Genomic DNA, 20359 nt, shown 5'->3' on the forward strand with positions numbered 1-20359 from the left:
CTGCAGGGAGCCTGACGTGAGCCTATTAGAAGAACACCAATCCACCGACCTGGAAAAAATGGTCGGCCTCAGCCGTCGTGGCTTCATCAGCGCCGGCGCCCTGTGCGGCGCGGCGATGTTTCTCGGGGGCAACCTGCTGAGCCGCAGCGTGCTGGCCGACAGTGTCAGCACCGGCACCAGCAAATTGCTGGGTTTCGACAGCATTGCCGCCGCCACCAGCGACGCGATCACATTGCCCAAAGGCTACAAATCTTCGGTGCTGATCAGTTGGGGCCAGCCACTGCAGAAAAACGGTCCGGCGTTCGACCCCAGCGGCAACGGCAGCGCGCAGGCGCAGGAAGTGCAATTCGGCGACAACAACGACGGCATGAGCCTGTTCGAGTTTCCCGGCGAAAAAGACCGGGCGCTGATGGCAATCAACAACGAATACACCAACTATCGCTACCTCTACCCGCACGGCGGCATGCCGCAATCGGCGGAAGAAGTGCGCAAGGCACTGGCCTGCGAAGGCGTCTCGGTGATCGAAGTGCGGCGCAAGAACGGCCATTGGCAGTTCGTCCAGGGCTCGCGCTACAACCGGCGCATTCATGGCAACTCGCCGTTGCGCGTTGGCGGCCCGGCCGCCGGCCACGCTTTGCTGAAAACCAGCGCCGACCCGCAAGGCACGCAAGTGCTCGGCACCTTCCAGAACTGCGCCAACGGTAAAACGCCGTGGGGCACGTACCTGACGTGCGAAGAAAACTTCACCGATTGTTTCGGCAGCAGTGACGCCGCGCAGACCTTCGACGCCGCGCAAAAACGCTACGGCGCGGTCGCCGCGAGCAAAGAGATCAACTGGCATCAACACGATCCGCGTTTCGACCTGGCGAAGAATCCCAACGAACTCAACCGTCACGGCTGGGTGGTGGAAATCGACCCGTTCGACCCGCAATCGACCCCGGTCAAACGCACGGCGCTGGGGCGCTTCAAGCATGAAAACGCGGCACTTGCAGAAACCCGTGACGGCCACGCCGTGGTGTACATGGGCGACGACGAGCGCGGCGAATTCATCTACAAATTCGTCAGCCGCGACAAGATCAATCATAAGAACGCCAAAGCCAACCGCGACCTGCTCGATCACGGCACTTTGTACGTCGCGCGCTTCGACGCCGGCGATGGCAACGCTGATCACCCGAAAGGCCAGGGCCAGTGGATCGAGCTGACTCACGGCAAGAACGGCATCGACGCCAGCAGCGGTTTTGCCGATCAGGCCGAAGTGCTGATCCACGCGCGCCTCGCCGCCAGTGTGGTGAATGCAACGCGTATGGACCGCCCGGAATGGATCGTCGTCAGCCCCAAGGATGGCCAGGTTTATTGCACGCTGACCAACAACGCCAAGCGCGGCGAAGACGGGCAACCGGTCGGCGGCCCGAACCCACGGGAGAAAAACGTTTACGGGCAGATCCTGCGCTGGCGCACCGACCACGATGATCACGGTTCGAAAAGCTTTGCCTGGGATTTGTTTGTGGTCGCCGGCAACCCCAGCGTGCATGCCGGCACGCCGAAGGCTGGCTCGTCGAACATCAACGCGCAGAACATGTTCAACAGCCCGGATGGCCTGGGTTTCGACAAGGCTGGGCGTTTGTGGATTCTCACCGATGGCGACTCAAGCAATGCCGGGGACTTTGCCGGCATGGGCAACAACCAGATGCTCTGCGCCGATCCTGCGACCGGGGAGATTCGGCGGTTTATGGTCGGGCCGATTGGTTGCGAGGTGACCGGGATCAGTTTTTCGCCGGACCAGAAAACCCTGTTCGTCGGGATCCAGCATCCGGGGGAAAACGGTGGTTCGACCTTCCCCGAGCATCTGCCGAACGGCAAGCCAAGGTCGTCGGTGATGGCGATTACCCGCGAGGATGGCGGGATCGTCGGCGCCTGATCAGGCCTCTTCGCGGGCAAGCCTCGCTCCTACAAGGAATCTGCATAACCCTGTAGGAGCGAGGCTTGCCCGCGAAGGCGTCCGCACAGTCACCACCTATCTCCCCGTCTGCGCTACCATGCTTGGCCGGACGCGGCAGCCTGCTGCGCGCAGGAGTCAGCATGGCCCACCCGTTTGCAACCCTCACCCCCGATCTCGTGCTGGATGCCGTCGAAAGCATCGGCTTCCTCAGCGACGCGCGCATTCTGGCGCTGAACAGCTATGAAAACCGCGTCTATCAAGTCGGCATCGAAGACTCCGAGCCGCTGATCGCCAAGTTCTACCGCCCACAGCGCTGGACCAACGAAGCGATCCTCGAAGAACACCAATTCACCTTCGAACTCGCCGAGTGCGACGTGCCGGTGGTTGCGCCGATGATTCACAACGGCGTCAGCCTGCACGAACACGCCGGGTTTCGTTTCACCCTGTTTCCGCGCCGTGGTGGCCGCGCGCCGGAGCCGGGCAATCTCGATCAGCTGTATCGCCTCGGCCAATTGCTCGGGCGCCTGCACGCGGTCGGCGCGACCAAGCCGTTCGAGCACCGCGAAGCACTGGGCGTGAAAAACTTCGGCCAGGATTCGCTGAACACTTTGCTCGAAGGCAATTTCATCCCCAAAAGCCTGCTGCCGGCCTACGAGTCCGTAGCGCGCGACCTGCTCAAGCGCGTCGAAGAAGTCTACAAAGCCACGCCGCACCAGAACATCCGCATGCACGGCGATTGCCACCCCGGCAACATGATGTGCCGCGACGAGATGTTCCACATCGTCGACCTCGACGACTGCCGCATGGGCCCGGCGGTGCAGGACATCTGGATGATGCTCGCCGGTGACCGCCAGGAATGTCTCGGGCAATTGTCGGAATTGATGGACGGCTACAACGAATTTCACGATTTCGACCCGCGCGAACTGGCGCTGATCGAACCACTGCGCGCGTTGCGCCTGATGCATTACAGCGCCTGGCTCGCCCGGCGCTGGGACGACCCGGCGTTCCCGCACAGCTTTCCGTGGTTTGGCAGCGAGCGTTACTGGGGCGATCAAGTGTTGGCATTGCGCGAGCAACTGTCGGCACTCAACGAAGAACCGCTGAAACTCTTTTAAACACCGCAACTCCTGTAGGAGCGAGGCTTGCCCGCGAAGCTTTTGGCCGCCTCAAGGTCCCCTTCGCGGGCAAGCCTCGCTCCTACAAAAACCGAAACACATCTATACAATCCCCTCTTTGTTAGCTGCCTAAGCAAGGATTCTGCATGCAAGCCGCCAACCCGCGTCGCGGGTACATCCTGGGCCTTACTGCCTACATCATCTGGGGACTTTTCCCCATCTACTTCAAAGCCATCGCCTCGGTGCCGGCCGTCGAAATCATCATCCATCGCGTGCTCTGGTCGGCGTTGTTCGGCAGTTTGCTGTTGCTGGTGTGGAAGCACCCAGGCTGGTGGCGCGAGTTGCGCGACAACCCCAAACGCCTGGCGATTCTGGCGCTCAGCGGCACGCTGATTGCGGCCAACTGGCTGACCTATGTGTGGTCGGTGAACAACGGGCGGATGCTTGAAGCCAGCCTCGGTTACTACATCAACCCGCTGATCAACGTGTTGCTGGGGATGTTGATCCTCGGCGAACGACTGCGGCGCATGCAGTGGCTGGCGGTGGGTCTGGCGGCGGTGGGCGTGGCGCAGCAGGTGTGGCAGGTCGGCAGTTTGCCGTGGGTGTCGTTGGTATTGGCGCTGACCTTCGGTTTCTACGGGCTGATCCGCAAACAAGCGCCGGTCAAAGCGTTGCCGGGGCTGGTGGTGGAAACCTGGATGCTGGTGCCGATTGCCATTGCGTGGTTGCTGTTCAACCCGGCGGCGGCCAGCGCACAACCGGCGTTCTGGACCACTTCCGAGGCGTGGTGGCTGGTGGCGGCCGGGCCGGTAACGTTGATCCCGCTGGTGTGTTTCAACGCTGCGGCGCGGCATTTGCCCTACACCACTTTGGGATTTCTCCAGTACCTGGCGCCGACGCTGGTGCTGCTGCAAGCCGTGTTGCTGTTTGACGAACACATGTCATCCAGCACGCTGGTGGCGTTCATCTTTATCTGGGCCGGATTGGCGATTTACAGCGTCGATGCGGTGATCAGTTTGCGTCGGCGCAGCTGATCAAAAAACGTACAAACCTCTACAGGCCACGTCCCTCGTGGCCTGCATCAATCCTTCCCAAGGTTATCCACAACGTGATCCCCGCCGTTTGTGCGCAACTTGTTGAAACTGCTGGTTTTTTGATCAGATCCTGAAGAAGCCCGGCCAGCCTGGGCTGGCGGCGCATCTCTACAGGTTATCCACAGGCAGGTGCACGTTTTACTTGGATAACCCTGATGCACTGTCGGCTCACGGCTCGCTGCGCAGGACCAATTCGACCATCAAGTCATCGGCCAGTGTTTCCAGGCGCGATTGCAGCACGTCCAGCGACAAGGTCAGCGGCACCGCGAGAATCGCTTCGGCGTGGAATAACGGCTCGCTGCTCATCGGCGCCGGGCGCACTTCAGTGACCAGACGTTCGAGGTTCACCCCTTGCTCGCTCAACAGCCGAGTGATGTCGCGGACGATGCCCGGGCGGTCGTTGCCGACCAGTTCCATGGCAATCGGCTTCCAGGTGCAGGATTGCTCGATGCCGCTTTCGGCGATCAACACGCGGATGCCGTGGGTGGACAGCGCTTGCAGGGCATCGACCAGTTCGTCATAGGCCTCAGCCGGTACGCCGACGCGAAGAATCCCGGCGAACTGCCCGGCCATGCGCGACATGCGGCTTTCCAGCCAGTTGCCGCCGTGCTCGGCGATGCATTGGGCAATGCGCTCGACCTGCCCTGCCTTGTCCGGCGCGAATATGGTAAGTACCAGGTGGTCCATGGCGCAGCCCTCTGTTGTTATTGAAGGGCAAGTATAGGCAAGGGCCTGAATCAGGCTGCACTGCTTTCCTGTGGCGAGCGAGCTTGCTCGCGTTGGGCTGCGAAGCGGCCCCCTGCAACTGTTCAGGCAACCGCGTCGGCAGGTTTTGTGGCTGCTGCACAACCGCACGCGAGCAAGCTCGCTCGCCACAGGTATGCGTTTCGAGGCGGATGCATAGCAGTGCCTCAAAGATTATGTGTACAAGTTTTTATATTTAACTGGAACAATCCAATAGTTTTTTGAGAACATCCCGTTCCCCGACATGACTGCAATGCGTCATGGGGTCGCAGAACGACGTAATTAGTCTGATTTTCACAAGCGCAATTCATCATGTAGTATGCCGCTGCGCGCACTACATAACGTTGGATCGATGTCTGCCAAGGCCCACTCGCAACCCGCAAAGCCCCGTCAGCAAGGCCTCCAAGCCGTTGATTGGACCCAACCCAGCCGCCCGCAATGGCATGTACTGGTAGACCGGTTTGTGGTTTAAATGGCCCGAGGCTTCATTGTCATAATTGAAGAGCTGAAAAGCGAAATAGCTGAGCAGAGTGAGGCAAGCAATGACTGAACACGTTCAAGTCGGTGGCCTGCAGGTCGCCAAAGTCCTGTTCGACTTCGTGAACAACGAAGCCATTCCCGGTACCGGCCTCACCGCCGACAAGTTCTGGGCCGGTGCCGACAAGGTCATTCATGACCTGGCGCCGAAGAACAAAGCCCTACTCGCCAAACGCGATGATATCCAGGCTCGTATCGATGGCTGGCACCAATCCCGTGCCGGTCAACCACACGACGCCGTGGCCTATAAAGCCTTCTTGCAAGACATCGGTTATCTGCTGCCAGAAGCGGCTGATTTCCAGGCAACGACGCAAAACGTCGATGACGAAATCGCCCGCATGGCCGGCCCGCAACTGGTGGTGCCGGTGATGAACGCGCGCTTCGCGCTCAATGCCTCGAACGCTCGCTGGGGCTCGTTGTACGACGCGCTCTACGGCACCGACGCCATCAGCGAAGCGGACGGCGCGGAAAAAGGCAAAGGCTACAACAAGGTTCGCGGCGACAAGGTTATTGCCTTCGCCCGCGCCTTCCTCGACGAAGCGGCGCCATTGGCCGCCGGCTCCCACGTCGATTCCACCGCTTACAAAATCGTCGACGGCAAACTGGTGGTCGCCCTCAAGGGTGGCAGCAACAGTGGCCTGCGCAACGACGCGCAGTTGATCGGTTTCCACGGTGACGCCGCCGCGCCAACCGCAATCCTGCTGAAAAACAACGGCCTGCATTTCGAAATCCAGGTCGATGCCAGCACCCCGGTCGGCCAGACCGACGCGGCCGGCATCAAAGACATCCTGATGGAAGCCGCGCTGACCACCATCATGGACTGCGAAGACTCGGTCGCCGCTGTCGACGCCGATGACAAAGTGGTGATCTACCGCAACTGGCTCGGCCTGATGAAGGGCGACCTGTCGGAAGAAGTCTCCAAGGGCGGTCAGACGTTTACCCGCACCATGAACGCCGACCGCACCTACACCGGCGTCGATGGCCAGGAACTGAGCCTGCACGGTCGTTCGCTGCTGTTCGTGCGCAACGTTGGCCACTTGATGACCATCGACGCGATCCTCGACAGCCAGGGCAACGAAGTGCCGGAAGGCATTCTTGATGGTCTGGTGACCTGCCTCGCGGCGATCCACAGCCTCAATGGCCACAACTCGCGCAAGAACAGCCGCACCGGTTCGGTCTACATCGTCAAACCGAAGATGCACGGCCCGGAAGAAGCGGCGTTCACCAACGAGCTGTTCGGGCGCATCGAAGATGTGCTCGAGCTGCCGCGCAACACGCTGAAAGTGGGGATCATGGACGAGGAACGCCGCACCACGGTCAACCTCAAGGCGTGTATTCAGGCGGCCAGCGAGCGCGTGGTGTTCATCAACACCGGTTTCCTCGACCGCACCGGCGACGAAATCCACACCTCCATGGAAGCCGGCCCGATGGTGCGCAAGGCTGACATGAAGGCTGAGAAGTGGATCGGCGCTTATGAAAACTGGAACGTCGATATCGGCTTGAGCACTGGCCTGCAAGGTCGCGCGCAAATCGGTAAAGGCATGTGGGCAATGCCCGACCTGATGGCGTCGATGCTCGAACAGAAAATCGCCCACCCGATGGCCGGCGCCAACACCGCTTGGGTGCCCTCGCCAACCGCCGCCGCGCTGCACGCGCTGCACTATCACAAGGTTGACGTGTTCGCCCGTCAGGCCGAATTGGCCAAACGTGCGCGCGCTTCGGTGGACGACATTCTGACCATCCCGCTGGCGGTCAATCCGAACTGGACGCCAGAGCAGATCAAGAACGAACTGGACAACAACGCCCAGGGTATTCTCGGTTACGTGGTGCGCTGGATCGACCAAGGCGTGGGTTGCTCGAAAGTGCCGGACATCAACGACGTCGGCCTGATGGAAGACCGTGCGACGCTGCGTATTTCCAGTCAGCACATCGCCAACTGGCTGCGTCACGGCATCGTCACCGAAGAACAAGTGCTGGAAAGCCTCAAGCGCATGGCGCCGGTGGTTGACCGTCAGAACGCCAATGACCCGTTGTATCGCCCGTTGGCTCCGGACTTCGACCGCAACATTGCCTTCCAGGCAGCGGTCGAACTGGTGGTCGAAGGCACCAAACAACCGAACGGTTATACCGAGCCGGTGCTGCACCGTCGTCGCCGCGAGTTCAAGGCTGCCAATGGCCTGTAACTGAGCGCTGATGTTGGACAAAAAAAGGCCCTGATCGCGAGATCAGGGCCTTTTTTTATCTGCGAATGCGGTTCCCTGTGGGAGCGAGCTTGCTCGCGATGGCGGTGTGTCAGTCACCTCGATGTTGGCAGTGATGGCCTCATCGCGAGCAAGCTCGCTCCCACAGGGAATATGCCGGGCTCACGGCTTGCGCTAAGGCTCCATCCCCAATTCATGCTTGACCAACTCGAGCAATTTGCCGGTATCGATCGGTTTGAGCAGGAAATCCACCACGCTCAAATGCATCGCGGCGATGGCGTCTTTGACGTCGGCATCGCCGGACACGATGATAATCGGCATCGCCGCGCGGACAGACTCGCGCACTTGGCGGATCAGTTCCAGGCCATCGACATGGCCCATGCGCAGATCGGTAATCACCAGTCCAATCGAAGGTTTCTCGTCGAGCATTTTGAGCGCTGTCTCACCACTGGCGGCGGTCATGCAACGAATGCCGTCCAGCGCCAGAATCTCCGACAACAACTCCCGGGCGTCCTTATCGTCATCAACGATCAAGACCCGCTGCGGCGGAAGATCGGGTTCCAGCATGATCGCACTGAGCGCCTCGCGCTCGGCGTCACTCAAAATATCGTGGTCGGACATGGCTTTCTCTACGTGTTCAATTCAATCCCCTAGCACAGTGGTCAGACATCGCTAAGCAGGCCTTCAATGTGCACTTCGTCGGATAATTTTCCTAGAGGGCAATTGAGAGATAAATCCCGCACTGGCGATTCAGAGATAAATCCCGCACCGGCGCCGGAGTTCTCCGAATTCAAGCAAATGCACGCTTACCTAGACTTACGTCCAATGGGCACCCTGCGCACAGGGGCCGAACATGGCTGAACGATCCGACAACAACAATTCGAAAAAGACTGCGGTAATAGTTATGAGTAAAGCGGACGCCTTCACCCAGGCAGGGAAAACCGCGGTATTGCAGAACATTCAGGGCACTTTGCAATTCCTCCAGCGTTTCCCGCCCTTCAATCACATGGAACACGCCCACCTGGCTTATCTGGTGGAGCAATGCCAGCTGCGTTTCTACGGTCCCGGCGAAAGCATCATCAAGCCTGCCGATGGCCCGGTTGCACACTTCTACATAGTCAAACAGGGCCGAGTGGTTGGCGAACGCCCGCACACGGCCAAGGGCGGCACAGAAACCACGTTTGAAATCACCACCGGCGAATGCTTTCCGCTTGCCGCGCTGCTGGGCGAACGGGCGACCCGCACCGAGCATCTGGCGGCCGAAGACACCTTTTGCCTGCAACTGAACAAACTGGCATTCATCAAACTGTTCGCGCTCTCCAGCACCTTCCGCGATTTCGCCCTGCGCGGGGTCAGCAGTTTGCTCGATCAGGTCAATCAGCAAGTCCAGCAAAAAGCTGTAGAAACCCTCGGCACGCAATATTCGCTGAACACCCGGCTGGGCGAATTGGCCATGCGTCACCCGGTAACGTGCAGCCCGCAGACGCCGTTGCGCGGAGCGGTGACGCTGATGCACGAGCAGCAGGTCGGCAGCATTGTGATCGTCGATGCGCAGAAAGCGCCGCTGGGGATTTTTACCCTGCGCGATTTGCGCCAAGTCGTTGCTGGCGGCACCAATGATTTCAATCAGGCCATCGAGCAGCACATGACCCGCGCGCCGTTTTACCTGACGCCGGATCACAGCGCGTTCGACGCGGCCATCGCCATGACCGAACGGCACATCGCCCACGTTTGCCTGGTCAAGGATCAGCGCTTGTGCGGTGTGGTTTCGGAGCGCGATCTGTTTTCCCTGCAACGGGTCGATCTGGTGCACCTGGCGCGGACTATTCGCAGTGCGCAGAAAGTCGAAAACCTGGTGGCGATGCGCGGCGAGATCGGCCAATTGGTCGAGCGCATGCTCGCTCACGGCGCATCCTCGACGCAGATCACCCACATCATCACCTTGCTCAACGACCACACCGTGTGCCGAGTAATCGAGCTGACGCTGGCCGAAAAAGGCGACCCCGGCATTCCGTTCAGTTGGTTGTGCTTCGGCAGCGAAGGCCGGCGCGAGCAGACGCTGCACACCGATCAGGACAACGGCATTCTGTTTGAAGCACGCGACGCCGCGCACGCCGCCGAGATTCGCGGCAAGTTGTTGCCGATTGCGCAGCACATCAACCAGAGCCTGGCGTTGTGCGGTTTTACCCTGTGCAAGGGCAACATCATGGCCGGCAACCCCGAGCTATGTTTGTCGCGGGCCGAATGGGCGCGGCGCTTTGCGGCGTTTATTCGCGAGGCGACGCCGGAGAACCTGCTGGGTTCGAGCATTTATTTCGACTTGCGCGTGGTCTGGGGCGACGAGCAAAGCTGCGAACAACTGCGCCGGGGGATTCTCGAGCAAGTCGCCGACAACCGTTTGTTCCAGCGCATGATGGCCGAAAACGCGCTGCGCAATCGGCCGCCCGTAGGACGTTTCCGCGAGTTCGTGCTGGCGCGCAAGAATGGCGAGAAAGCCACGCTGGACCTCAAAGTCCAAGGCCTGACGCCGTTCGTTGATGGCGCGCGATTGCTCGCGTTGGCCAATGGCATCGAAGCCAACAATACCCAGGAGCGCTTCCGCCAATTGGTCGAAAAAGAAGTGATTGATCGGCTCGACGGCGCCGCGTACGAAGAGGCGTATCACTTCATCCAGCAAACGCGCATGCAGCAACATCAGCTACAGACCCGCGAGAACCTGCCCTATTCCAATCGCGTCGATCCCGACAGCCTCAATCATCTGGACCGGCGCATCTTGCGTGAATCCCTGCGCCAGGCCCAACGCCTGCAAAGCAGCCTGACGTTGCGGTATCAGCTATGAGCCTGTTTTCGTGGTTGCGCCCGGCGTCGCCGCTGTTGCCCGAGGCGCTGCAACATCGTCTGGAGCGCTTGCCGCTGGGCGCGGAACTGGCGCAATGCAGCTTGCGCGAGCAGCGCTGGGTGGTGCTGGACCTGGAAACCACCGGGCTGAATCTGAACAAGGATCGGGTATTGTCGATTGGCGCAGTGGTGATCGAGGATGGCGCGATTGATTTCAGCCAGCAGTTCGAACGCACGCTGCAATGCGCCGACCTGAAACGTGCGCCGAGCATGTTGATTCATGGCTTGGCGCCCAGCGCGATTGCCGCGGGTAGCGACCCGGCGCAGGCGTTGCTGGAGTTCATGGAGTTTGTTGGCGACAGTCCGTTGCTGGCGTTTCATGCGCCGTTCGATCAACACATGCTCGGGCGCTCGCTGAAAGATCATCTGGGTTACAAGTTGCAGCATTCATTTCTGGATGTGGCGGACATCGCGCCGCTGCTGTGTCCGCAGGCGAACATCCGTGAGGCGGGGCTGGATGAGTGGATCGAATGGTTCAAGCTCGAAGTGTTCGAGCGCCACAACGCCAGTGCCGATGCGCTGGCCACGGCGGAACTGGCGTTGATCCTGTTCAGCCGCGCGCGCCAGCAGCAGATCGATAGCCCGCTGGAACTGCAGCAGCGGATCAACCAATGGAAACGCCGGCAGCGCGCACCTTCCTTTTAAAGTGCGCTGAATTCACCGACGCCTTCGCGGGCAAGCCTCGCTCCTGCACACACAGGCATTGCCTCTGTAGGAGCGAGGCTTGCCCGCGAAGAACGATAACCCGGCCCACCTGAATATCTATGCCGCGGTCTCCCGACCAACGCCAATTGCTTACCTCTGCCGCTCCTGACACAATCGCGAACAATTCTCGTTAGTTAACACTTCCTAATCGGTGAAGTTTTCGTGTCGTCAATTCCTGGCCCCCACAGCGACCTCGTCGGTGCGTTATATCGCGACCACCGCGGTTGGCTATTGGCTTGGTTACGACGCAATGTCGCCTGCCCGCAACGGGCCGAAGACCTCAGCCAGGACACCTTCGTGCGCCTGCTCGGCCGCGATCAACTGAAGGAGCCGCGCGAACCTCGGGCGTTTCTGGTGGCCATCGCCAAAGGCCTGCTGTTCGACTACTTCCGCCGCGCCGCGCTGGAACAGGCCTACCTCAACGAACTGATGCTGATCCCCGAAGGCGAGCAACCGTCGGTGGAAGAGCAGCAAATGATCCTCGAAGACCTCAAAGCCATCGACCGCTTGCTCGGCAAACTCTCGAGCAAGGCCCGCGCGGCGTTCCTTTATAACCGCCTCGACGGCCTCAGCCACGGCGAGATCGCCAGCAAACTCGGGGTCTCGGTGCCGCGTGTGCGCCAATACCTGGCCCAGGGGATTCGCCAGTGCTACATCGCGCTGTACGGAGAACCGCTATGAGCCCGGCCAGTTCCAAACCGGTTTCGGCGCAGGTGCTGGACGCGGCGATTGCCTGGCAATTGTCGCTGGATGGCGCCAGCCCGATCGAGCGCGAAGAGTTCGCCAAATGGCACGCCGCCCATGAAGAACACGCCCGCGCCTGGCGCCAGTTGAGCATGCTCGACCAACGCTTCAGTGTCGCCAACGGCCCGGCCCGCGCGGCGCTGCTGCAATCGCGTGAAAGCATTCGGCGGCGCGTGCGCAAGCTCGGCAGCGGTCTGGCCAGCGTGGTTGCGGTGATTGGTCTGGCACTGTTTGCCGGCGAGCGTTATCTGCCGCTCGACTATTGGCTGGCCGATCAACGCACCGCCACCGGCGAGCAACGCACCTTGCACCTCGCCGACGGCACGCAGATCAACCTCAACACCCACAGCGCGGTGGACGTGCGTTTCGATGACAAGCAGCGGCTGATCATTCTTCAGGAAGGCGAAATCCTCGTCGAAACCGCTCATGGCGATGCCCGGCCGTTTATCGTCGAAACCCGCGAAGGCAGCATGCGCGCGCTGGGTACGCGGTTTTTGGTCAAACGTGAAGAACAAGGCACGCGGTTGAGTGTGCTGAAGTCGGCGGTGGCGGCGCATCCCGAGTCGAGCCCGGAAGAACAGATTTTGCGCGAGGGTCAGCAAGTGCTGATGCGCAGCAACGGTCTGGGGCCGATTGTGGCGCTCAACAGCGGCGCCGATGCGTGGACGCGCGGGATGCTGGTGGTGGACAACGTGCGGCTTGAGGATTTGTTGAATGAGCTGGCGCGCTCTCGGCGCGGGCACTTGGGCGTGGCGCCGGAGATTGCCAATTTGCGCATCACTGGCAGCTTTCCGTTGCACGACACCGACAAAGCATTGAGCGCCCTGCTGCCGACCTTGCCGGTGCGGATCGAACAGCACACGCCGTGGTGGGTGACGGTGGCGAAGGCTGACGTCAAACCCTGAGATTTGCGGTGTCTGGTCGGACGCTTTCGCGGGCAAGCCTCGCTCCTACATTAGAAATACGCTTTCCCTGTAGGAGCGAGGCTTGCCCGCGAAGAGGCCAGCAGCCACACCGCAAATCACGAATCAAAATTATTTTCATCCAGCCCTATCACTTTTGCATTCTCGTTCGGCACCTAGGCAATTGAGAAATATTTCCATTCAGGAGCCTGTGTATGACCCGTTCGCTCGATACCGTGCTGCGCCCCAGTTTGCTCGCGATTGCCATTGCCCTGTGTGCACCGCTGGCCAGCAGTCCGCTGCTGGCTGCCGAACAGGCGTCGAGCGTTCGCGCCTACAATCTGCCGGCCGCGCCACTGGCCAGCACGCTGAACCAGATCGCCAGCCAGGCCGGCCTCGCGTTGTCGCTCAACCCTGCGCTGGCGGCGGGCAAAACCTCGGCGCCGGTCAACGGTCAGTTCGACGCGACCGGCGCATTGCGTGAGGCACTGCGCGGCACCGGGCTGCAACTGGAACAAAGCGGCAGCGGCACCTACAGCCTGGTCGCGGTGCCGGATGGCGTGATGGCGCTGCCGGAAACGGCGGTCATTGGCGTCGAAAACTACGAAACCGCCTGGAGCCCGGTCGAAGGGTACGTCGCCACGCGCACCGCCGCCGGCACTAAAACCGACACCGCGCTGGTCGAAGCGCCGCGCTCGATTTCGGTCGCCACGCGCCAGCAAATGGAAGATCGCGGCGTGCAAAACCTCGACGACGCCGTGCGCTACATGCCGGGCATCACCGCCAGCAGCTACGGCAGCGACACCCGCGCCGACTGGCTACGCGTGCGCGGTTTCGAACCGACGCAATTCCTCGACGGCCTGCCATTGCCGCGCGGCACGTACGCCAATCCGAAACAGGAAACCTGGAACCTCGACCGTCTCGCCCTGCTGCGCGGCCCGGCTTCGTCCGTCTATGGCCAGACGCCGCCGGGTGGTTTGCTGGACATGGTCAGCCGCCGCCCGAGCGCCGAGCAGAGCAGCGAAATCGAGTTGCAGTACGGCAGCGACAACCACCGCCAGATCAACTTCGCCAGCACCGGCAAAATCGACGACGCAGGCCAGTTTCTCTATAGCCTCAGCGGCGTGGTGCGCGACAGCGGCACGCAAATCGACCACGTCGACAACAAGCGCTACAACATCGCGCCGAGCCTGACCTGGAACATCGACGAATACACCAAATTCACCTTGCTCACGCAGTTCACTCGCGACGATACCGGCATCACCAGCCAGTTCCTGCCGGTGCAAGGCACCAAGATCGACATGCCGTTCGGCAACGTCTCGCATCACAAAAACCTCGGTGATCCGGATTGGGAATACTACGACCGCACCTACTACGCGTTGGGCTACGCGTTCGAACATCGTCTGAATGACGTGTGGCAGTTCAAGCAAAACCTGCGTTACACCAAGTCGGATTTGTCGTTTCAGGGCATCACCGTCGGTTCGTATCCGTTCACTCAGGTGGACAACGCCGGCAACGTCGGGCGCAGCACGACCATCGTCGACGAAGACATCAGCCAGTTCGCCGTGGATAACAACTTCCAGGCCGATTTCAATACTGGCGAGGTGCGCCACACCTTGCTGCTGGGCCTCGATCACCAGCGCAGCAACACCAACTACACCTCGATCTTCGGCACCGCGCCGGCGATCAACGTCAACAATCCGCTGCACGGTTTGCCGATCACGCGCCCGGACCGCTCCACCGCGTTCTACGACCTCGATCAGAAAATCTACCAGACTGGCCTCTACGTTCAGGACCAGATGGCCCTCGACCAATGGCGTCTGACCCTCGGCGGGCGTGAAGACTGGGTACACACCAGCACCAAATTCTTCAACCGTGGCGACGCGACCAACACTCAGCGTGACAAGAAATTCAGCGGCAACGCGGCGATCAGCTACGTTTTCGACTCCGGTTTTGTGCCGTACCTGTCGTACGCCGAATCCTTCCAGCCGACCACCGGCGCCTCGGCTTCGAGCACCGAAACCTTCAAGCCGACCGAAGGCAAGCAGTGGGAATTGGGCATCAAATACCAACCACCGGGCAGCAAGACTTTGCTCACCGCTGCGGTGTATGACCTGACGCAGAAAAACGTATCGGTCACCACCACCGTTGGCGCCACGCCGATCACCAGCCAGACCGGCGAAGTGAAGGTCAAGGGCCTGGAGCTGGAAGCGGTGTCCGACGTCACCGATAACCTGAAGATCATCGCCGCTTACACCCTGGCCAAATCCGAAGTGCAGAAGGGCGACAACAAAGGCAACCGCTTGCAACTGATGCCCAACCAACAAGCCTCGCTGTGGGCCGATTACACCTGGCACAACGGCGTGCTCGACGGGTTCGGCATCGGCGCCGGCGCCCGCTACACCGGCAACACTTATGGCGACCAGGGCAACACGTGGCTGGGCAAGGCCAACGCTTATACGGTGTTCGATGCGGCGCTGCATTACGACCTCGGCCGATTGGACAACAGCCTCAAAGGTGCATCGTTGGCACTTAATGCCACCAACTTGCTCGACAAGGATTACATCTCGACCTGCGACAGCTTTTACTGCTACTACGGCGACCAGCGCAGCGTCGTCGCCAGTGCGTCTTACAAATGGTAAAAGCTTGAGCTGACACGCCGCATAACCGAGCCGTCCTCCGTGGGCGGCTTTGGTATTTCTGAAGGCTATGAAACGAAATGAAAAGTAAAACAATTCGTCGCTGGTCGTTTGTCCACACCTGGACCAGCCTGATTTGCACGGTGTTTTTGCTGATGCTGGCGCTGACCGGGCTGCCGCTGATTTTCCATCACGAGATCGACCACTTGCTGGGCGACGCGCCGGAACTGAAGCAAATGCCAGCCGACACGCCGCAGCTGAATTTGCAGCAGTTGATCGAAGCGGCGGAAAAACATCGTCCCGGCGAAGTTGTGCAATACGCCGGCTACGACGAGGAAGACCCCAACGGCATGTTCGCGATCATGGCGCCCACCGCCGACACCGAACCTAACTCGTCGCACACCTTCATGCTCGACGCCCGCACCGGCGAAGCGCTGGAAATGCCCTCGGCCAACGGCGGGCTGATGATGGTCATGCTGCGCCTGCACGTGGACATGTTTGCCGGGCTGCCGGGCAAATTGCTGCTGGCGTTCATGGGGTTGTTGTTCGTCGCGGCACTGGTTTCCGGCACCGTGCTGTACTTGCCGTTCATGCGCCGCTTGAAGTTCGGCACGGTGCGCCAAGACAAATCCACGCGGCTGCGCTGGCTCGATTTGCACAATTTGCTCGGCGTGGTGGCGTTGACGTGGATGCTGGTGGTCGGCGTGACCGGAGTGATCAGTGCCTGCGCCGATCTGCTGATTGCCGCGTGGCGTTATGAAAGCCTCAACGCGATGATCGCGCCGTACCGCGACAAGCCACCGCTGACGCAACTGGCCCCGGCCACGCGGTTGCTCGACATCGCCAAAGACGTGGCGCCGGGCATGCAGCCGGACTTTATCGCGTTCCCCGGTACGCGTTTCTCCAGCGAACACCATTACGCGGTGTTCATGAAGGGCAGCACGCACCTGACTTCGCACTTGCTGACGCCGGTGTTGATCGACGCCAGCACACTGCAAGTCACGGCGGTCGCGCAACGCCCGTGGTACATGGACGCGATGGGCATGTCGCAGCCGCTGCACTTTGGTGATTACGGCGGCATGCCGATGAAGATCCTCTGGGCGGTGCTCGATGTGCTGACAATTATCGTCCTCGGCAGCGGCGTTTATTTGTGGGTGGTGCGGCGCAAAGCGGCGAAACGCCTCGCGCAAAACGTCGAGCAAAACGCGGAGCAAACGGCATGAGGCCGCGCCAGTCGAACTTCTGGAAAGTCTTCGCCACGCCGACAGTAATCGCGCTGCTGAGCGCCGCCGGATTGTTCGCCGCACTGCTGGGCGATGGCTTGTGGGATGCGCTCAGTTGGCTGGGGCTCGGCGTTCCCGCCGTGCTCGGCATGCGCGGCCTGCTGCGACGCCGCTGAAATCCCCGCTCCCCAATCCACTGTGGGAGTGAGCCTGCTCGCGATAGCCATCCATCAGCCAACATCAATGTTGACTGACACACCGCCATCGCGAGCAAGCTCGGCTCCCACAGAGATCTGCAGTGGACGCCGGGTTTTGTGAGCAACACCGATCCCATGTAGGAGCGAGCTTGCTCGCGATAGCTATTCATCATTCAACATCGATGTCGGCTGACACACCGTCATCGCGAGCAGGCTCACTCCCACAGGGATCTCCAGTGGATGCCGCGTTTTGTGGGCAACACCGATCCCATGTAGGAGTGAGCCTGCTCGCGATAGCTATTCATCAGCCAGCATCGATGTCGGCTGAAACACCGCCATCGCGAGCAAGCTCGGCTCCCACAGGAATCTCCAGTGGATGCCGGGTTTTGTGGGCAACACCGATCCCATGTAGGAGCGAGCCTGCTCGCGATTGCAATTGATCAGCCAACATCCATGCCGGCTGAAACACCGCCATCGCGAGCAAGCTCGGCTCCCACAGGGATCTCCAGTGGATGCCAGGTTTTGTGGGCAACACTGATCCCCTGTGGGAGCTAGCTTGCTCGCGATAGCTATTCATCATTCAACATCAATGTTGACTGACACACCGCCATCGCGAGCAAGCTCGGCTCCCACAGGGATCTGCAGTGGATGCCGGGTTTTGTGCGCAACGCTGATCCCATGTAGGAGCGAGCCTGCTCGCGATAGCCATTCATCAGCCAACATCCATGCCGGCTGAAACACCGCCATCGCGAGCAAGCTCGGCTCCCACAGGGATCTTCAGTGGATGCCGGGTTTTGTGGGCAACACCGATTCCATGTAGGAGTGAGCCTGCTCGCGATAGCAATTGATCATCCAACATGGAAGTCGGCTGACACACCGCCATCGCGAGCAAGCTCGGCTCCCACAGGGATCTGCAGTGGATGCCGGGTTTGGTGGGCAACGCTGATCCCATGTAGGAGTGAGCCTGCTCGCGATAGCCATTCATCAGCCAACATCAATGTTGACTGACACACCGCCATCGCGAGCAAGCTCGGCTCCCACAGGGTTCTCCGGTGGATGCCGGGTTTGGTGGGCAACACGGATCCTCCCGGTCTGGATTTGCGATGAGCTATCCTGCCCCACTCCGCCACTGACCGAGTCCCTGCCATGTCCGCCCCGAGCATGACCCTGTTCCACAATCCCGCTTCGCCGTTCGTTCGCAAAGTCATGGTGCTGCTGCATGAGACTGGGCAGACCGGGCGTGTGGCGTTGCAGGCCAGCCAACTGACGCCGGTCAGCCCTGACCTGGCGCTGTGCGAAGACAACCCGCTGGGCAAGATCCCGGCCCTGCGCCTGGCCGATGGCAATGTCATCCATGACAGCCGGGTGATCCTCGATTACCTCGATCAGCAGCACGTCGGCAACCCGCTGATCCCTCGCGAAGGCCCGGCGCGCTGGCGGCGCTTGACCTTGGCCTCGCTGGCCGACGGGATCATGGACGCTGCGGTGATGATTCGTTACGAACAAGCGTTGCGCGCCCCGGAGAAGCAGTGGGACGAGTGGCTTGAGGGCCAGCGCGAGAAGATTCGTCGTGCGCTGGCGCTGTTGGAAGCTGATGCGATTGCCGAATTGACCAGCCATTTCGATGTCGCGGCGATCAGCGTGGCGTGTGCCTTGGGTTACTTGGACTTGCGCCATCCCGACCTGCAATGGCGCGTGGCTAATCCGAAGCTGGCCGAGTGGTTTTTTGCCGTGAGTCAGCGGGCGTCGATGCTGGCGACGATGCCAAAGATCTAACAACGCCCGGGGTTTAACAAAGGCAAGGATTCAACAAAACCCAAGCCTTAATGCTTCGCTGACTGTTCCGGCCCCATCGCGAGCGAGCTCGTTCCCACAGGGTTTTGCGGTTGTTCATGCCATTGCGGTGACAACAGAAATCCTATGTGGGAGCGAGCTTGCTCGCGATGGCACCAACGCGGTTCGACAGGCAACAACTCGACAATCCGCGTCACCAGGTTTTCCCTCCAGCATTGATCCTCCCGCAACCCCAACCGCCGGCTCATTGCACCGCTCCAATATCAAACGCCAACGGCTTGGCCGACTTCTGCCCGATCCCGTACCAGTCGAGTTTGCGCGTCAGCACCATGAACACCCCGAGCAAGCCGAACAGCAGCAGCGAGCCCATCAGCAGCGCGTAATCCTCGGCGCTGAGCAAGCCGTAAAGCAAGCCGTACAACGCCGCCAATCCCGCCGAAAAACTCAAGCCGTGACGCACGCTGCGCAGCACGTGGCAGACGTAGAAGCCGATCAACAACACACAACTGCTCGCCGACAGCAGATACGCCAGGGCAAAACCAATGTGCTCGGACAGCGACAGCAGCAACAGGTAAAAGAACGCCAGCGCCACACCGACCAGCGCGTATTGCACCGGATGCACGGCCAGGCTTTTCAGCACTTCGAAGAGGAAGAACCCGGCGAACGTGAGGACGATGAACAACAGCGCGTATTTGATCGCCCGATCACTCTTCAGGTACTGGTCCACCGGATCGATAAAACTCACGCCGAAACTGCGCGCATTGAACGCTTCACACTTGTCGGCGACTACGCAGCTGTCCAGCGCCTCTTCGAGGTTGGTGGAGAAAAACGAGGTCTGCCAATGCGCGCTGAACCCCTGATCGCTGACTTCCCGCTGAGCCGGCAAGTAGTTGCCGATGAAGCTTGGATGCGGCCAATTCGCGGACAACGAGACTTTGCTGGTGCGGCCCACCGGGATCACTTGCAACTGCCCGGTGCCTTGCAGCCGCAGGTCAAAACCGAAAGCCAATTGCGTGGCTTTGCCGGGGTCCAGCGCTGGCAGCATGACGTGCACGCCCTCGCCCAAAAAGCTCACTTGGCTGCCGGGAACGAAGTCCAGGTGTTGGCCGTCGAGTTCCAGTTTCAACGCATTTTCGATGCCGCGAATGTCACTGATGCCGACCGCGAGGAAGGGCTGATCGAACTGGTAATCGGCGAAATCTTCAGTAATGCCCAGCTGCTCGGGAATCGCGAAGTTGCCGCTGATGCGGTTATCGGCGTGGAACAGCCGCGCTTCATAAATGCCCCGCGCACGCAGCTCGGTCTGCACGTTGCCGTCGAGTTCGAAGCGCTCGGGGAGGAAAAACATCCGCCCGCGCTCTTCGCCGACATCCTGATAACGCTCGTTGGTTTTTTCGTTGAGTTTCCAGGTGCGCACCACTTTGCGGTACGGCACCACCATCACCGGCCCGCTCAATTGCTGGCTGTAGCTGGAGCTGCGGGCGATGTCTTCAAGCACGCCGTCGCGCAATTGCTGACGGTCCTGGATTACGCCGTTGATCATCATCAACGGGATCAGCAATAACAGAATCAGCAGGGCAATCGCCCCGAGTTTTATGGCCAGGCTACGGTTCATGAGGTCTCTCCC

Annotated in this window: 15 protein-coding genes; 12 read left to right on the forward strand and 3 right to left on the reverse strand. The window is 60.5% G+C overall.

What is annotated here, in order from left to right; genetic code table 11:
- The first annotated feature begins 16 nt into the window (after positions 1-16).
- From FBY12_RS14595 to rarD, 3 genes are all read left to right on the forward strand, one after another.
- Positions 17-1918, forward strand: a complete 1902-nt coding sequence (locus FBY12_RS14595) for a PhoX family phosphatase (protein ID WP_145253432.1) — start codon at positions 17-19, stop codon at positions 1916-1918.
- A gap of 161 nt (positions 1919-2079) precedes the next feature.
- On the forward strand, positions 2080-3054 hold the full coding sequence (locus FBY12_RS14600) for a serine/threonine protein kinase (protein ID WP_092277162.1): 975 nt from the start codon (positions 2080-2082) through the stop codon (positions 3052-3054).
- A 146-nt stretch (positions 3055-3200) separates the two neighbouring features.
- On the forward strand, positions 3201-4088 hold the full coding sequence (gene rarD, locus FBY12_RS14605; RefSeq protein ID WP_092277159.1) for an EamA family transporter RarD: 888 nt from the start codon (positions 3201-3203) through the stop codon (positions 4086-4088).
- Positions 4089-4316: 228 nt separating this feature from the next.
- Here the strand turns inward: rarD and FBY12_RS14610 are convergent, their stop codons facing one another.
- The gene (locus FBY12_RS14610; RefSeq protein ID WP_145253434.1) at positions 4317-4835 is read right to left on the reverse strand and encodes a glycine cleavage system protein R; all 519 of its coding nucleotides are present in this window, start codon (positions 4833-4835) and stop codon (positions 4317-4319) included.
- Positions 4836-5434: 599 nt separating this feature from the next.
- Between FBY12_RS14610 and FBY12_RS14615 the strand changes: the two genes are divergently transcribed.
- Positions 5435-7612, forward strand: coding sequence for a malate synthase G (locus tag FBY12_RS14615; RefSeq protein ID WP_145253436.1), 2178 nt, complete (start codon positions 5435-5437; stop codon positions 7610-7612).
- Between the two features lie 192 nt (positions 7613-7804).
- Here FBY12_RS14615 and FBY12_RS14620 read toward each other — a convergent pair whose 3' ends face one another.
- Positions 7805-8251, reverse strand: a complete 447-nt coding sequence (locus FBY12_RS14620; RefSeq protein ID WP_092277150.1) for a response regulator — start codon at positions 8249-8251, stop codon at positions 7805-7807.
- 283 nt (positions 8252-8534) lie between these two features.
- On the opposite strand from FBY12_RS14620, the gene FBY12_RS14625 reads away from it, so the two are divergent.
- The 8 genes from FBY12_RS14625 (at position 8535) to FBY12_RS14660 (ending at position 18714) form a co-directional block, all read left to right on the forward strand.
- On the forward strand, positions 8535-10469 hold the full coding sequence (locus FBY12_RS14625) for a putative nucleotidyltransferase substrate binding domain-containing protein (protein WP_306092828.1): 1935 nt from the start codon (positions 8535-8537) through the stop codon (positions 10467-10469).
- A complete protein-coding gene (locus FBY12_RS14630; protein ID WP_145253438.1) occupies positions 10466-11173 on the forward strand; it encodes a PolC-type DNA polymerase III in 708 nt (235 codons plus the stop codon). The genes FBY12_RS14625 and FBY12_RS14630 overlap by 4 nt, the downstream gene beginning before the upstream one ends.
- A 222-nt stretch (positions 11174-11395) precedes the next feature.
- Positions 11396-11914 (forward strand): RNA polymerase sigma factor, encoded by a 519-nt coding sequence (locus FBY12_RS14635; RefSeq protein ID WP_092277144.1) that lies wholly within the window; start codon positions 11396-11398, stop codon positions 11912-11914.
- Positions 11911-12882 (forward strand): FecR domain-containing protein, encoded by a 972-nt coding sequence (locus FBY12_RS14640; protein WP_145253440.1) that lies wholly within the window; start codon positions 11911-11913, stop codon positions 12880-12882. Before FBY12_RS14635 ends, FBY12_RS14640 begins: the two co-directional genes overlap by 4 nt.
- 212 nt (positions 12883-13094) lie before the next feature.
- A complete protein-coding gene (locus tag FBY12_RS14645; RefSeq protein ID WP_145253442.1) occupies positions 13095-15521 on the forward strand; it encodes a TonB-dependent siderophore receptor in 2427 nt (808 codons plus the stop codon).
- 77 nt (positions 15522-15598) lie between these two features.
- Entirely contained in the window at positions 15599-16741 is a 1143-nt protein-coding gene (locus FBY12_RS14650; RefSeq protein WP_145253444.1) for a PepSY domain-containing protein, read from the forward strand.
- A complete protein-coding gene (locus tag FBY12_RS14655) occupies positions 16738-16917 on the forward strand; it encodes a hypothetical protein (protein WP_092277132.1) in 180 nt (59 codons plus the stop codon). Before FBY12_RS14650 ends, FBY12_RS14655 begins: the two co-directional genes overlap by 4 nt.
- 1167 nt (positions 16918-18084) lie before the next feature.
- Positions 18085-18714: a glutathione S-transferase gene (locus tag FBY12_RS14660; RefSeq protein WP_109521066.1), complete on the forward strand. Its 630-nt coding sequence runs from the start codon at positions 18085-18087 to the stop codon at positions 18712-18714.
- 262 nt (positions 18715-18976) lie between these two features.
- Here the strand turns inward: FBY12_RS14660 and creD are convergent, their stop codons facing one another.
- Positions 18977-20347, reverse strand: coding sequence for a cell envelope integrity protein CreD (gene creD, locus FBY12_RS14670; RefSeq protein ID WP_145253448.1), 1371 nt, complete (start codon positions 20345-20347; stop codon positions 18977-18979).
- Positions 20348-20359 lie beyond the last annotated feature (12 nt).

Source organism: Pseudomonas sp. SJZ131, from assembly GCF_007828705.1.
In the GTDB taxonomy this organism is placed as follows: Bacteria; Pseudomonadota; Gammaproteobacteria; order Pseudomonadales; family Pseudomonadaceae; genus Aquipseudomonas; species Aquipseudomonas prosekii.

Excerpts from the sequence above, each read along its gene's own strand:
- FBY12_RS14645 (WP_145253442.1), top strand. The coding sequence starts at position 13,095 with ATGACCCGTTCGCTCGATACCGTGCTGCGCCCCAGTTTGCTCGCGATT.
- FBY12_RS14610 (WP_145253434.1), bottom strand. The coding sequence starts at position 4,835 with ATGGACCACCTGGTACTTACCATATTCGCGCCGGACAAGGCAGGGCAG.
- FBY12_RS14620 (WP_092277150.1), bottom strand. The coding sequence starts at position 8,251 with ATGTCCGACCACGATATTTTGAGTGACGCCGAGCGCGAGGCGCTCAGT.
- FBY12_RS14600 (WP_092277162.1), top strand. The coding sequence starts at position 2,080 with ATGGCCCACCCGTTTGCAACCCTCACCCCCGATCTCGTGCTGGATGCC.
- FBY12_RS14630 (WP_145253438.1), top strand. The coding sequence starts at position 10,466 with ATGAGCCTGTTTTCGTGGTTGCGCCCGGCGTCGCCGCTGTTGCCCGAG.
- FBY12_RS14655 (WP_092277132.1), top strand. The coding sequence starts at position 16,738 with ATGAGGCCGCGCCAGTCGAACTTCTGGAAAGTCTTCGCCACGCCGACA.
- FBY12_RS14660 (WP_109521066.1), top strand. The coding sequence starts at position 18,085 with ATGTCCGCCCCGAGCATGACCCTGTTCCACAATCCCGCTTCGCCGTTC.
- FBY12_RS14650 (WP_145253444.1), top strand. The coding sequence starts at position 15,599 with ATGAAAAGTAAAACAATTCGTCGCTGGTCGTTTGTCCACACCTGGACC.
- creD (WP_145253448.1), bottom strand. The coding sequence starts at position 20,347 with ATGAACCGTAGCCTGGCCATAAAACTCGGGGCGATTGCCCTGCTGATT.
- FBY12_RS14615 (WP_145253436.1), top strand. The coding sequence starts at position 5,435 with ATGACTGAACACGTTCAAGTCGGTGGCCTGCAGGTCGCCAAAGTCCTG.
- FBY12_RS14625 (WP_306092828.1), top strand. The coding sequence starts at position 8,535 with ATGAGTAAAGCGGACGCCTTCACCCAGGCAGGGAAAACCGCGGTATTG.
- rarD (WP_092277159.1), top strand. The coding sequence starts at position 3,201 with ATGCAAGCCGCCAACCCGCGTCGCGGGTACATCCTGGGCCTTACTGCC.
- FBY12_RS14640 (WP_145253440.1), top strand. The coding sequence starts at position 11,911 with ATGAGCCCGGCCAGTTCCAAACCGGTTTCGGCGCAGGTGCTGGACGCG.